General features: G+C 66.5%; 12 protein-coding genes. 5 read left to right on the forward strand and 7 right to left on the reverse strand.

Going from position 1 to position 13,473, the window contains the following annotated elements:
• Positions 1 to 16: 16 nt before the first annotated feature.
• Positions 17 to 2,071, reverse strand: a complete 2,055-nt coding sequence (locus tag CH306_RS04385) for an ArnT family glycosyltransferase (RefSeq protein WP_094645747.1) — start codon at positions 2,069 to 2,071, stop codon at positions 17 to 19.
• Positions 2,068 to 3,321, reverse strand: coding sequence for a bifunctional glycosyltransferase family 2/GtrA family protein (locus CH306_RS04390; RefSeq protein ID WP_032395953.1), 1,254 nt, complete (start codon positions 3,319 to 3,321; stop codon positions 2,068 to 2,070). The genes CH306_RS04385 and CH306_RS04390 overlap by 4 nt, the downstream gene beginning before the upstream one ends.
• Positions 3,322 to 3,435: 114 nt before the next feature.
• Between CH306_RS04390 and CH306_RS04395 the strand changes: the two genes are divergently transcribed.
• Positions 3,436 to 3,861, forward strand: a complete 426-nt coding sequence (locus CH306_RS04395; RefSeq protein WP_094645748.1) for an HIT family protein — start codon at positions 3,436 to 3,438, stop codon at positions 3,859 to 3,861.
• Between the two features lie 10 nt (positions 3,862 to 3,871).
• Here CH306_RS04395 and CH306_RS04400 read toward each other — a convergent pair whose 3' ends face one another.
• Entirely contained in the window at positions 3,872 to 4,396 is a 525-nt protein-coding gene (locus CH306_RS04400; RefSeq protein WP_094645749.1) for a winged helix-turn-helix transcriptional regulator, read from the reverse strand.
• A 74-nt stretch (positions 4,397 to 4,470) separates the two neighbouring features.
• Between CH306_RS04400 and CH306_RS04405 the strand changes: the two genes are divergently transcribed.
• The gene (locus CH306_RS04405; protein ID WP_094645750.1) at positions 4,471 to 5,853 is read left to right on the forward strand and encodes an MFS transporter; all 1,383 of its coding nucleotides are present in this window, start codon (positions 4,471 to 4,473) and stop codon (positions 5,851 to 5,853) included.
• Here CH306_RS04405 and CH306_RS04410 read toward each other — a convergent pair.
• Positions 5,836 to 6,492 (reverse strand): response regulator, encoded by a 657-nt coding sequence (locus CH306_RS04410; RefSeq protein ID WP_094645751.1) that lies wholly within the window; start codon positions 6,490 to 6,492, stop codon positions 5,836 to 5,838. The genes CH306_RS04405 and CH306_RS04410 overlap by 18 nt on opposite strands.
• Positions 6,489 to 8,153 (reverse strand): sensor histidine kinase, encoded by a 1,665-nt coding sequence (locus CH306_RS04415; protein WP_094645752.1) that lies wholly within the window; start codon positions 8,151 to 8,153, stop codon positions 6,489 to 6,491. The genes CH306_RS04410 and CH306_RS04415 overlap by 4 nt, the downstream gene beginning before the upstream one ends.
• Positions 8,154 to 8,321: 168 nt before the next feature.
• On the opposite strand from CH306_RS04415, the gene CH306_RS04420 reads away from it, so the two are divergent.
• The 3 genes from CH306_RS04420 to CH306_RS04430 are packed head-to-tail and all read left to right on the forward strand — an operon-like array spanning position 8,322 to position 11,266.
• A complete protein-coding gene (locus tag CH306_RS04420) occupies positions 8,322 to 9,704 on the forward strand; it encodes a CitMHS family transporter (protein ID WP_094645753.1) in 1,383 nt (460 codons plus the stop codon).
• 33 nt (positions 9,705 to 9,737) lie between these two features.
• Positions 9,738 to 10,148, forward strand: coding sequence for a universal stress protein (locus CH306_RS04425; protein WP_032395960.1), 411 nt, complete (start codon positions 9,738 to 9,740; stop codon positions 10,146 to 10,148).
• Positions 10,145 to 11,266, forward strand: a complete 1,122-nt coding sequence (locus tag CH306_RS04430; protein WP_094645754.1) for an AbrB family transcriptional regulator — start codon at positions 10,145 to 10,147, stop codon at positions 11,264 to 11,266. Before CH306_RS04425 ends, CH306_RS04430 begins: the two co-directional genes overlap by 4 nt.
• Here CH306_RS04430 and CH306_RS04435 read toward each other — a convergent pair.
• Complete coding sequence (locus CH306_RS04435) at positions 11,246 to 12,631, reverse strand: sensor histidine kinase (protein WP_052049787.1); 1,386 nt, start codon at positions 12,629 to 12,631, stop codon at positions 11,246 to 11,248. The two genes, CH306_RS04430 and CH306_RS04435, sit on opposite strands and share 21 nt — an antisense overlap.
• 26 nt (positions 12,632 to 12,657) lie before the next feature.
• Entirely contained in the window at positions 12,658 to 13,365 is a 708-nt protein-coding gene (locus CH306_RS04440; protein ID WP_032396315.1) for a response regulator transcription factor, read from the reverse strand.
• Positions 13,366 to 13,473: the final 108 nt, after the last annotated feature.

The following is a 13,473-nucleotide window of genomic DNA, read 5'->3' on the forward strand; positions in this document are numbered from 1 at the left end:
TCGTGGTGGTTCGGTGTCACTGCGTGAGGTCGTAGAACGTCACGTTGTCGACCGTGGTCGCGGTGAAGTTCTCGGTGACCCAGGCGGAGATCTCCGCCGAGGTACCCGACTCCATTCCCGGCATCCCTCCGCCGCCGATGAAGTAGTGGATCTGTCCCTCGGCGACGTACTGCTGGAACTCGGCGAGAGTCGGGGACGGGTCGGTGCCGTTGAACCCGCCGACGGGCATGACGGGCTCCTCGGTGGCCAATTGATAGCCGGCCGCCGTGTTGGCTCCGATGGCCGCTGCCACCCAGGTGTAGGAGTCGGCGTCCTGCTCGAGCATCTCGGTGATCGCGGTGGTCGGCTTGCTGCCCTCGAGAAGACCGCCCATTGCGCCGCCCATGCCGCCCATCTCGGCACCACCCGGCATCTGGCCGGGAGCACCGGCCTGTCCCGGGAATCCCGCCGGTGGCTGCATCCCGGCCGGTAGCTGGACGCCTGCCGGCAACTGCATTCCGCCCGGCATACCGCCCTGACCGCGACGGCCCTCGCCCATACCGCCGAACCCGCGCATACCGGTGTTCGGGCCGGCCGAGACGATGGCGCCGGTGTGCGAAGTACCGATCGTGTCGACCGCGTAGGCCGTCGGCCCGGCGAGTCCGGCGAACATCACCGCCAGGATCGACGCCGCCGCCAGCCTGCCCCGGGTCAGCGCGGGTACGAGCAGCGTCACGACGGCAACAACTCCGACGACGAGAATCGCCCACTTCAACCACGGCACGAAACTCTCACTGCGGCGCAACAACACCCACGCCATCGCCACGGTGGACGCCACGGCGGCGGCCATCGCGATGCGTACCCAGTACGTATCGCGTCGACGCCACAGCACCACGCTGCCGATGCCGATCAGTGCGGCGACGGCAGGTGCGAGAGCAACGGTGTAGTACGCGTGGAAGATTCCGGCCATGAAACTGAACGTCAGCCCCGTCACGAGCAACCACGATCCCCACACGATCAGCGACGCACGCTGCCCGTCGGTTCGAGGTGCCCTGCCGCGCAACACGAGTCCGACCACGAACAGGATCAACGCGGCCGGGAGAAGCCAGGCGATCTGGCCGCCCTGCGAGGCGTCGAACATGCGGAGGATGCCGGTCTCTCCCCAGATACCACCGGGCATGCCCCCGGGCATTCCCCCGGCCATGTCGGCACCCATACCCCCGCCCATACCGCCGCGGCCGGGGGTGACACTTCCGGTTTCGTCACCGCTGAGCCGACCGAATCCGTTGTAGCCGAGCGTGAGTTCGAGGATCGAATTGTTCTGCGAACCGCCGACCCACGGCCGCGACGACGCCGGCCAGAATTCCACGATCAGAATCCACCATCCGGCCGAGACGATCATCGCGCCGAGTGCACCGAACAACTGCATCAGCCGGGTGAGAAACTTCGGCGGTCCGGCGATCAGGTAGGTCAACGCCAGCGGCGGTACGACGAGCATCACCTGGAGCTGCTTGGTGAGGAAGCCGAATCCGACGAACATGCCGGTGATCAACAGCCACTTGGTCTTTCCGGTCTCGACGCCGCGCAGCAGTGCCCACACCGATGCGATCATCAGCAGCACGAGCAGCGCGTCGGGATTGTTGAACCGGAACATCAGTGCGGCGACCGGAGTCACGGCCAGCACCAGGCCTGCGAGCAGACCGGCCGCGCCACCGAAGCGACGCTTGACGGTGGCGCGCAGCAGGGCCACCGAGGCGACTCCGAGGAGCGCCTGCGGCACCAGCATCGCCCAGGTGTTGAGGCCGAAGATGCGCACCGACAACGACATCAGCCACAGCGACATCGGGGGCTTGTCGACGGTGATCGAGTTGGCGGCGTCGGAGGATCCGAAGAAGAATGCCTTCCACGACACCGAACCCGCCTGCACCGCAGCGGAATAGAAGGAGTTGGCCCAACCCGAGGCACCGAGTCCCCAGATGTAGGCGACGCCGGTGCCGACCAGCAACGCGACCAGACCGATCCACTCCCATCGCGGGGAGGTGACGGGCGCGGCCGAGGCGTCCGCGGCGGGGCGTTCGATCGTCGTCGTCACAGATTCTTCTCCGAACCGGCGGACTGCGAATCGGACGACGTGGAGCTACGGAAGACCCACCGCAGTGCGACGAATCGGCACACCGTGGCAACGAGATTGGCGACGATGAGGACGGCGAGTTCGACGTGCCGGGACACATCGGGCACCCAGGCATGCAGTACCGCGAGCGATCCGCTGGTGACGAGCAGAGCGAAACCGAAGATCGCCAGTCCCTGCAGCTGATGCTTGCCTGCGCCGTCCGATCCGCGGACGCCGAAGGTGAAGGCGCGATTGGCCGCAGTGTTGAGTACCGCGGTGATCAGTAGTCCGAAGAAGTTCGCGGCCTGCGCGCCGATCAACGAGTGCAGCACCAGGTACAGCAGCGCGTACGCGACGGTGCTGGCGATACCGATGATGCCGAATCGCACCATCTGGCTGATCATTCCGTGCGGCACTCCGGGCACGAGCGGCTCCCGTCCCAGGCTTCGACGCAGTTCGGCGACCGGCAGTACGCCGGTGGCCAGGGCGCGGCCGACGCGCCAGCATCCCTGCAGGTCCTTGACGGCGGTGTCGACGATGTTGACGCTGCTGTTCGGGTCGTCGACCCAGTCGACGGGCACCTCGTGGATACGCAGGCCGACTTTCTCTGCGATGACGAGCAATTCGGTGTCGAAGAACCATCCGGTGTCCTCGACGAGCGGCAACAGCTGTCGGGCGACGTCGGTGCGCATGGCCTTGAAACCGCACTGCGCATCCGAGAAGCGTGCGCGCAGCGATGTGCGCAGAATGAGATTGTAACTGCGCGAGATGAATTCGCGTTTCGCACCGCGGACCACCCGGGACGATCGGTTGAGTCGTGATCCGATGGCGAGGTCCGAGTGACCGGACATCAACGGCGCGATCAGCGGCATCAGAGCGTTGAGGTCGGTCGACAGATCGACGTCCATGTAGGCCACGACATCGGCGTCCGATGCGAGCCAGACGGCTTTGAGTGCCCGTCCGCGGCCCTTCTCGTCCAGGTGATGAACCCGAACTCCCTCGATCTCGTCGGCCAGCCGGTGTGCCACCGCGAGGGTGCCGTCGGTACTGGCGTTGTCGGCGATCGTGATGCGCGACCGGAACGGGATCCGGTCTTCCAGATGCTCGTGTAGACGACGAATGCACTGTTCGAGATCCGCCTCTTCGTTGTATACCGGGATGACCACCTCGAGAGTGGCCGTGGCGTTCGAGCCGGGCCGCTGGCCTGCTCGTGCGAGGGAATTCGTTGTCATGTGGACCAGAATCGGGCCCCGAGCTGGACCCACCCTGCGATGAACCTGGCAATCACCTGGGAGACGCGACCGGTGGAACGGCCCCGGTCGAATCGGGTAGGGCATCCTGTTCCCATGGCTTCCATTTTCAGCAAGATCATCGCCGGCGAAATCCCGGGACGTTTCGTCTGGCAGGACGACGACGTGGTGGCGTTTCTGACGATCGCACCGGTCACTCAGGGCCACACACTGGTGGTTCCGCGCGAGGAGATCGACCAGTGGCAGGACGTCGACGGTGCCACGTTCGCGAAGATCACTGCCGTTGCCCAGATCATCGGCCAGGCGGTCAGGACCGCGTTCGACGCTCCCCGCGCCGGACTGCTGATCGCCGGGCTCGAAGTGCCGCACCTGCATCTGCACGTGTTTCCGGCATACGACATGGGCAACTTCGACATCTCCGGTGCCGACCCGAATCCGTCGGCGGAGTCGCAGGACGAGGCAGCGACCAAGCTGCGCGCGGCGTTGCGTGAACTCGGGCACGCGGCTCACGTCCCGGACTGACGCACCTCGCTCACCGCAGAGGCGTGAGCAAGCGTCGACGCGTCCGCAGGTGCATGGACACCTCGTCGGATCGGGTGTCGGGGTCGTAGCCCGGGCCGATATCGGTGTCGATGTCGTGCGGACCGGGCGCGAGTCCGCATTCGGGGCAGATCCCCAACGGTCCGAGGTCGGTTCCGCAGGTCGCGTGCAGGAACCGTCGACGCTTCCCTGCGGGTTTCGCCGTCTGTTCCTCACCCCAGTAGCTCAGGGCGAACACGGCGGGCCACAGTCGTTCGAGGGCGACGGTCGGGACGTAGTCGTCGCGTCCGCCCTCGACGGCGCGGGCTCGTCGTTCGAGCAGCCCGGCCTCGACCAGTGCGCCGAGTCGTTGCGCGAGGACCGCCTTGGAGATGTCGAGGTGGACCTGGAAATCACCGAAGCGTCGGACCCCGAAGAAGCAATCGCGCACGATGAGCATCGTCCATCGCTCGCCGACGAGTTCGAGGGCACGGGCCAGCGAGCAGTCCTGGCGGGCGTAGTCGATTCCGAGTGCCATGACGCGATAGTACAGTCTGTTGACCGAACCAAGTTGGGCGTTTACAGTTCGATCACCAGACCAAAAGGACGACGATGACCGACGCTGCACCCTCGCCCGTCAGCACCGACAACAGCACCCGCGCGCTCACCATCGCAGCGCTGGGCACCCTGCTGACTCTGATGGCGTTCACCGCACCACTCGCCACGATCAACAGCACCGCCGCGGACCTGATGTCCGACGCAGCAGGACGCACCTGGATTCTCAGCTCGATGAGCATCGGCCTCGCTGCCGCCCTGCTCACCACCGGTACCGTCGCCGACGACTTCGGCCGTCGACGCACCTTCGCACTCGGTGCGGCGGTGCTGGCCGTCGGTGCGATCGTCTGCGCCGTCTCTCCCGACACTCTGATCTTCGTCCTCGCCCGCATCCTGCAGGGTCTCGGCGGCGCGGCCGTCATCGCGTCGAGCCTGGGGATCATCGCGCACACTCACCCGGCCGGTCCGGTGCGTGCGAAGGCGAGCGGGGTGTGGGGCGCGAGCGTGGGTGCAGGCATCGCTCTCGGCCCGCTGCTCGCCGCCGTACTCGATCGCTGGGCGAGTTGGCGTGAGGCCTACGTGGTTCTCGCGGTCGCCACGGTCGCATTGGCCGTCGCCGCGCATGTGCTCGTCGAAGAATCCAGGTCCGACGCCCCGCGTGGCCTCGATCCGGTCGGTGCGCTGCTGTTGGCCACGGGCGTCGCCGCGTTGCTGGCCGCTCTCGTCGAGGGCAGGCAGGGCTGGATCGCCGTCACTCCGATCGTGCTCTTCGTCCTCGCGGCCCTGCTACTGTCCGCGTTCGTGGTCCTCGAATTGCGCGGTGCCACTGCGATGCTCGATCTGACACTCTTCCGGCACCCACCGTTTCTGGCCGCCACGGTCGCCGCGCTGGCCACCGGCGGCGGCATCATCGCCCTGATGTCGTACATGCCGGGATTTCTCGGAACCGTTCTGGGAATCGATGCGCTCGGTGCCGCCCTGCTGCTGTTCGGGTGGTCGGCCACGTCCGTGGTCACCGCCTTGCTCGCCCGCAGGCTGCCCGCATCGATGAGCGGTCGGACGCAACTCGCCGTCGGTCTGGTCGGCGTCGCGATCGGCATGGTGATGCTCACGGGGTTGTCCGAGAACGCATCCTGGCCGCGACTGCTGCCGGGACTGCTCGTGGCAGGAGTCGCCAGCGGGGTACTCAACGCCGCTCTCGGACGCGAGGCCGTGGCCAGCGTGCCCACCGGCCGCGGCGGCATGGGCAGCGGTGCCAACAACACCGCGCGCTACGTCGGCTCCGCCATCGGAGTCACCGTCGTTGCGGTGGTGGCTGTCCCATCGGGCGAGCATTCCGCGGCGGCGCTGACGACGGGCTGGAACACGGCAGCCTTGGTGACTGCTGCGATATCGGTGCTCGGGGCCGTGGTCGTGGCGGTCTCACGCTCCCGGCGGTAGCGAGTACTCCTGCTCCGGCCTGCCGGTCGACCCATAGCGCAGCTGCATGCGCAGTCGACCCTTGGACACGAGGGTGGCCAGGTAACGCTGCGCGGTCGCACGTGAAATGCCGATGGCCGCAGCAACTTCACCCGCGGACATCGGATCGGCGGTCGCGCGCACGGCGTCGAGCACCAGATCACGGGTGACGGACTGCGAGGACGGCAGCGGTGCCGCCGCGCGCGGACGCAACGCGTCGAGTCCGCTGTCGATGTCGGCCTGGCTCAGCTCGTCCGAACGGTCGAGAGCGCCGCGGTACGTCCGGTATCCGGTGAGGCGATCGACCAACGCCGAGCGCGGAAACGGTTTGATCAGATACGTCCAGGCACCCGCGGCCAACGCCGATCGAACGGTCTGCTGATCCGCCGCGGCGGAGAGCACCACGGCGTCGCACTCGAGTTCGCGTACCAGGTCGATTCCCGATCCGTCGGGCAGATAGACGTCGACCAGCGCCAGATCGAACGCCTGCGTCGACGCCAACTCCCGCGCCTGGGCGATGCTCGTCGCCACCGCGGCCACCTCGTAGTCGGCCAGCGAATTCACCAGTGCCGCATGTAGATCCGCGACCCGGAAGTCGTCGTCCACCACCAGTACTCTCATTGCGACACCTCGTCGGTCAGTAGTGCGTCCGGGATCGACGCGATGAACACTGCGCCTCCTCGTTCGTTCTCGTCGGTGATCTGCCCACCGACATCGGCCAGCGTCACGTCGCCGCCGCGGGTACGTGCGATCTGCCGACTCAGCGCCAATCCCACCCCTCGGCCGCCCGGAGAGTCCGCCGTCGACTTGGTCGAGACTCCCTCCACGAACACCTGATCGACTTCCAGATCCACACCGTCGCCGGAATCGACGACCACGATGTGCAGGGTCGAACCGTCCTGCACCAGTTCCACTTCCACCTCGGCGGGCCTGCGGACTCCCAGCCTGGCAGCATCGATCGCATTGTCGACGAGGTTGCCCAGCACAGTCGTCACGTCGACGGGAACGGCGACCTCTCCCCCGACCCAGGTGTTCTCGCCCAACACCATTCGCACCCCGCTCTCACGCGCGTGCGCGGCTTTCGCGGTCAGGAACGACCGCAGATAGGCGTCGGACAGCGCATCGATACCCTCGACGGTTTCCGATCTCGGCCCCACGCCGAGTATTTCGTCGATGTACTGCGACGCACGATCCGGGTGGCCCTCGTGCAGCAGTCCGCTGACCAGATGCATTCGGTTCGCGAACTCGTGGCGCTGGGCGCGCAGTACGGCGGACATCGACTGCACCGCGTCGAGTTGACGCGTCAGCGTCTCGACGTCCGTTCGGTCACGCACGGTCAGCACCGTACCCAGATTTCGATTGTCACGCAGCACTTTTCGAGCGGCTGCGACGACCACGACCTCGTTCACCGCCGCGAGTACGGGTTCGGCCGTCGGAGATTCGATGACCTCGAGCAGTCTCGGAGTCAGACCGACGTCCTCGATCCGCATCCCCGGCTTACCGTCGATCGAGAGCAACGCGCGCGCTTCGTCGTTGACGACCGTGACGACGCCGTTCGGATCGATGGCGACCACGCCCTCGCCGATGCCGTGCAGCACGGCCTCCTGTTCACGCACCAATTCGGCGAGCTCCTCCGGCTCGAGCCCCAGCGTCAGTCGTTTCCACCTGCGCGCCAACAGGGTCGAGCCGGCCAGCCCGAGCAACAGCACGGCACCGGTCACCAACCCGCCGTTGACCAGATCCTTCACCAGCTCGGTACGCACGGCCGTGGTCGATATGCCCACGCTCACTTCGCCGACCACCACGTCGGTCGAACCGAGCGCCAGCACAGGCACTTTCGCGCGTACGGAGTCGCCGAGGGTGCCGCGCTCCTGCTCGACCACCTCGTTGCCCGCCAGCGCACCGGATGGATCGGTACTCACCCGCTGGCCCAACACCGTCGGATCGGGGTGCGCCAAGCGAAGACCGCGATCGTCGGTGATGACGACGAACAGGGCGTCGGTGCGGGTGCGGGCGCCCTCGGCCGCGCGCTGCAAGGCCCCGCCCGCCAGCACTCCCGCGGGCGCGGCGTCGGTGCCTGCGGTGTCGACTGCCGAGAACTGCTCGACGAGCGAGCGCACCTCCGGGTCCGACGCCACCGTCCGGGCGACCGCGAGCGCGCGCTCGCCGTACTCCTCGCTCGCCTGCCTGCCGCTGCTGATCGCGAACACCCCGAACGCCACAGCCAGGGCCACCGCCACCAGCGCTGCCTGCAACAACAGCACCTGGGTCCTCAATCGCACTCGTTCAGGCTATGCGTCGGGCGGGCTCGAGCACAATGCGCAAAAGGCTCTTTACGTTGCTTGCGCGGGTAGTGCGCACAACGGCGACCATGTGATGCCGGTTACGTAACTTCAGTCACACACGCAGTCCAACCGGACCCACCTCACACATTCGAGAAGGAGTGCACGATGTTGGTGATACTCGGCTTCCTCATGGTAGCCGCCTTCATGTTCTTGATCCTGACCAAGAGAGCCACGCCCGTCGTCGCACTCACCCTCGTACCCGTCATCTTCGGTCTGCTGGCCGGCGCAGGGCTCGGCATCGGTGACATGATCACCGACGGCATCAAGTCGCTGGCCCCCACCGCGGCCCTGCTGTTCTTCGCCATCATCTTCTTCGGCATCATGATCGACGTCGGACTGTTCGACCCACTGGTGCGCGGCATTCTGCGCCTGGTGCGCAACGATCCGATGAAACTCGTTGTCGGAACGGCCATTCTGGCCATGGTCGTCTCGCTCGACGGTGACGGCTCCACCACGTTCATCATCGTCACGTCCGCCCTGTTGCCGCTGTATCTCAAACTCGATGTCAGCCCGGTCATTCTGACGGTCGTCGCCGGTCTCGCCAACGGCACGATGAACATCATTCCGTGGGGCGGCCCGACGGTTCGCGCTGCTTCCGCTCTCGGCATCTCCCCGTCCGACGTGTTCGTTCCGATGGTTCCTTCCATGATCGTCGGCCTGATCATCGTGCTGCTCTTCGCCGTTCACCTGGGCATCATGGAGCGCCGACGCATCGGCAAGCTGATCTACGAGCCCGAGTTGGTGGCCTCCGGTGGCGGCGGCAGTATCCGCAAGGGTGGCAAGGCAACCGGCGGTGCAGGCACCGGCGGATCGGACGACGGCGAATCGGGTCAGTTCTTCGACGGTCTCGACCCCAACCGCGACACCCTGCGCCCGAAGCTGCTGTGGTTCAACGCTGCTCTGACGGTCATCCTCCTCGTCATCCTCGTCATGGACATCCTGCCCATCCCGGTGCTGTTCATGATCGCTGCCTCCATTGCCCTGACGGTCAACTTCCCCAAGGTCAAGGAGCAGGGCGACGCGATCGCACGGCACTCGTCGTCCATCGTCTCGGTGGTAGCCATGGTGCTCGCCGCGGCAATTCTGACCGGCGTCTTCCAGGGCACCGGCATGGTCGAGGCCATGGCGGAGTGGCTGCTCAACGTCATCCCGTCCGGCATGGGCCCGTACCTGGCCGTCATCACCGGCATCCTGAGCATCCCGCTGACGTTCTTCATGACCAACGACGCCTTCTACTTCGGCATCCTGCCGGTGCTGACCGAGACCGCAGGCAAGTACGGCATCGACCCGGTCGAGATGGCCCGTGCGTCGATCACCGGTCAGCCCGTCCACCTGCAGAGCCCGCTGGTTCCGGCCATCCTGCTGCTGGTCACCCTCGCCGGAGTGTCACTGGCCGATCACCACAAGAAGGTGCTGTGGCGAGCGGTGGTCGTCTCCCTCGCGATGCTTGCCGTCGGCATCGTCCTCGGCCAGATCCCGTTCGGCTGATCCCCCACCCCATCTCGCGTAGGAGAAACCGTCATGACTGTTGGCGTACTGCACAACAATTCACCCGAGGGCCGCGCAGCACTGGCGGCAGCCGTTCGAGAAGCACGCATCCGCGAGACGGACCTGGTCGTCCTGCACGCACTCTCCGGATCGGCCGAACCGTCCGCCGAGGCCGCCGAGACGCAGGCCGTGTCCACGTCGGTGGAGACCGCTCTGACCGACATCGACCACGCCGACGCGGTCTCCTGGACCGTGGCAGTGGGTCGGCCCGACCCCGACGCCGTCAACACACTGCTGACCCTGGTGGAGGAGCAGAAGTCGGAGATCCTGGTGGTGGGTTCGCGGCACCGCTCGGCGGTCGGAAAGTTCCTGATGGGACAGACCATTCAGCGTCTGCTCCTCGAGATCCCGGTCCCGGTTCTGCTGGTCAAGTCCGGAGCATGAGTGCTCCCACACCGATGAAACGAGTACTCGGGTACAGCCTCCGATGGATCGGCCTCGCGGCCGTATCCGTCGGGGGCTGGGCCCTTTTCGCGACTCTGGGTCTGACAGCACCGTCGCTGTTCGCCGCACTTGTCGTCGCCGTTGTCTTCGCACTCACCGGCCTCGGTCCGGCTGCCGTCCCCCGTCCGGCATCGATGGCGGCGCAGGGCACACTGGCGGTGACGATCGGGTTGATGCTCGACACCGACACACTGGGTGCGTTGGGCGAGAACTGGATTCCCGCAGTTCTCGTCGGTGCGGGGACACTGGTCGTCAGTGCAGGCTGCGGCGCGCTGCTGGCTCTGCATCGCGATGTCGACCCGGTCACCGGAGCGCTGTCCCTGATTGCCGGTGGCGCAACGGGTCTGGTGTCCATCGCCCGAGAACTCGGCGGGGACGAGCGCATCGTCGCGGTGGTCCAGTACCTACGCGTCGCACTCGTGGTGGTCACGATGCCGCTGATCGTCACGTTCGCGTTCCATACCGACACCGGTGGTGGGACAGCATCGTCCGAGCGTTTGACGACGCCCTGGTACATCGGTACCGCCTTTCTGATCGCTGCCGTCATCGCCGGAATCGTTCTCGCTCGGATCATCCGACTGCCCGCGCCCGCCACCCTCGGACCACTGATCGTCGCCGGCACCTGCGAACTGCTCGGCTGGCCGGTCGACATCTCGGTACCCGCCGTGCTGCTGCCGGTGGCGTTCATCGTCATCGGATGGCAGGCGGGGCTCGCCTTCACCGTCTCCAGCCTGCGGGCGATCGGTCGCATCTTCCCGTGGGCTGCACTGCTGGTCGTATCGATCGGGGTGATCTGCGCATTGTTCGGCTGGGCACTGTCTGCGATCACCGGAGTCAGCATGCTCACCGGCTACCTCGCGACCACGCCCGGTGGATTGGCCGCCGTGCTGGCCGTGTCCGCGACGACGGGATCGGACGTCACCTTCGTCGCGTGCGTTCAGGTGATTCGGTTGGTGTCGATGCTCGTCGCCGCGCCACTCGCCGCAGCCGCGTACACGAAGCTGGCCGACCGCAAGAAGGCCGCAACGGCACGCGAATCATCCGTCGGCGCGGGGTAATTCGACTCGGAAGGTCGCGCCCTGCCCCGGGGCGCTCTGCACTGTCACAGTTCCGCTGTGCGCCGCGACCAGGGCCGCCACGATCGACAGACCGAGCCCGCTGCCCCCGCTCTCGCGTGTGCGCGAGGAGTCGGCTCGATAGAAGCGCTCGAAGACGTGTGCGGCCTCTTCCTTGCCCAGACCGGGTCCGGTGTCCTGTACTTCGAGCAGCACCGACGACTGGGTGGTCCCGACGCACACGGTGATCGACGCGGATTCCGGCGTGTGCCGTACGGCGTTTCCGACGAGGTTCGCGAGCACCTGACGCAGCCGCGCGTCGTCGCCGCGGACTTCGGGTATTCCCGGCCCGGCCAACACTTTCAGGGAGATGTCCCGCGTGGGCGAGACGGCCTTGGCGTCGTGCACGGCATCGGCGGCGACGGTCAGCAGGTCGACGCGCCGCATGTCCAGAGGCCGTTGCGCGTCGAGGCGCGCGAGCATCAACAGGTCTTCGACGAGCAGGCCCATGCGCGCCGACTCGCCCTCGATTCGATTCATCAGCAGCGAGATGTCGCTCATCGCACCCTGCCGGTACAGCTCGGCGAACCCGCGAATGGTCGTCAGCGGTGTTCGTAATTCGTGGCTGGCATCGGCGACGAAGCGGCGCATTCGATCCTCGGATGCGCGCGCGGCCTCCTCGGAGGCGGCAGTGGCCGCGAACGCACGCTGAATCTGCGAGAGCATGCCGTTCAGCGCCGCCGACAACCGGCCCACCTCGGTCTTCTCACTCCACTCGGGAACTCGACGGTGGAGGTCTCCGGCGGCGATGGCCGCGGCAGTGGTCTCCACCTCACGCAACGGTCGCAGGCTGCGCCGCACCACGAAGTAGGCGATCACGGCCAGTGCCAGCAACACGGCTGCGCCGATGTAGAACTGGAGTACCACGAGTCTGCTGACGGTCTGCTGATTGGCGCTGAGCGACATTCCGACGGTGGTGGAGCCCTCGTTGTTGGTCACCGTGATCACCCGCCACTGCTTCGACGGGTCGCCCTCGGAACCGACGGTTTTCGGGGCCGCCGACGGCGTGCCCGACAGATCCGGAACATCCTCTGTCACATCGTTGATCGGGCCGCGCACGGTACCGTCGTCGGCGACGAAACGAACGTAGAAGTTGGACGGCGGGCGACTTGGATTGGGCTCGTCGACCGGGAAGGGCGGGCGTTCGTTACCCGGCCTGGCCCAGCCCACGGACGCCTCGATCAGTTGTTGATCGAGACGACGCATCAACGACGTCTCGAGCGAGGAGGTCACTGCAATCCCCGACGCCAACAGGCCGAGACCGACCAGGAGCAACAACGCGGCGACCAAGGTGAAGCGCAGCGGCAGACTTCGAATCCGACCTCGAATGCCCGTCACCGTGGCTGGCGCATGACGTAGCCGACGCCCCGCAACGTGTGGATCAATCGGGTGTCGCCCGTATCGACCTTGCGGCGCAGATAGGACACGTAGGACTCCACCACTCCCACTTCTCCGCCGAAGTCGTAGTGCCACACGTGATCGAGAATCCGCGGCTTGCTCAGTACCGTTCCCGCATTGACCATGAAGTACCGCAGCAGTGTGAATTCGGTGGGCGAGAGCGAGACCGGCTCGCCCGCCTTCCAGACCTCGTGGGTGTCGTCGTCGAGTTCGATGTCCGCGAACGCAACTCGGGAGGGCTGCGCGTCCTCGCTCTTGCCCGAACGGCGCAGGATCACCCGGAGTCGGGCCACCACCTCCTCGAGCGAGAACGGCTTGGTCACGTAGTCGTCCGCACCGAGGGTCAGCCCGGTCACCTTGTCCTCCACGGAGTCTCGTGCGGTCAGGAACAGTGCGGGCGCATCGATTCCGTCCGCCCGCAGCCGACGCAGCAGACCGAAGCCGTCCATGCCGGGCATCATCACGTCGAGAATGAGAGCCTCGGGCCTGAAGTTGCGGGCCTTGTCCAATGCCTCGGGGCCGGACGACGCCGTCGCCACCTCGAATCCCTGGTACCTGAGGCTGACCGACAGCAGTTCGACGATCGTCGGTTCGTCGTCGACGATCAGGACTCGGGCCTCGGGTGTCTCGCTCACGGTGTCCATCATCGCGCGAGATGCTGCCCGTTCGCTGGACTCTCGCTGTGAGGTTGCTGTGAGCCCCCGACGAGGAGGCATGATGGCAGCACCATGGTCGACGCGAACCCGGGCACC

Source organism: Rhodococcus sp. 15-725-2-2b, assembly GCF_002259075.1.
Classification (GTDB): domain Bacteria; phylum Actinomycetota; class Actinomycetes; order Mycobacteriales; family Mycobacteriaceae; genus Rhodococcoides.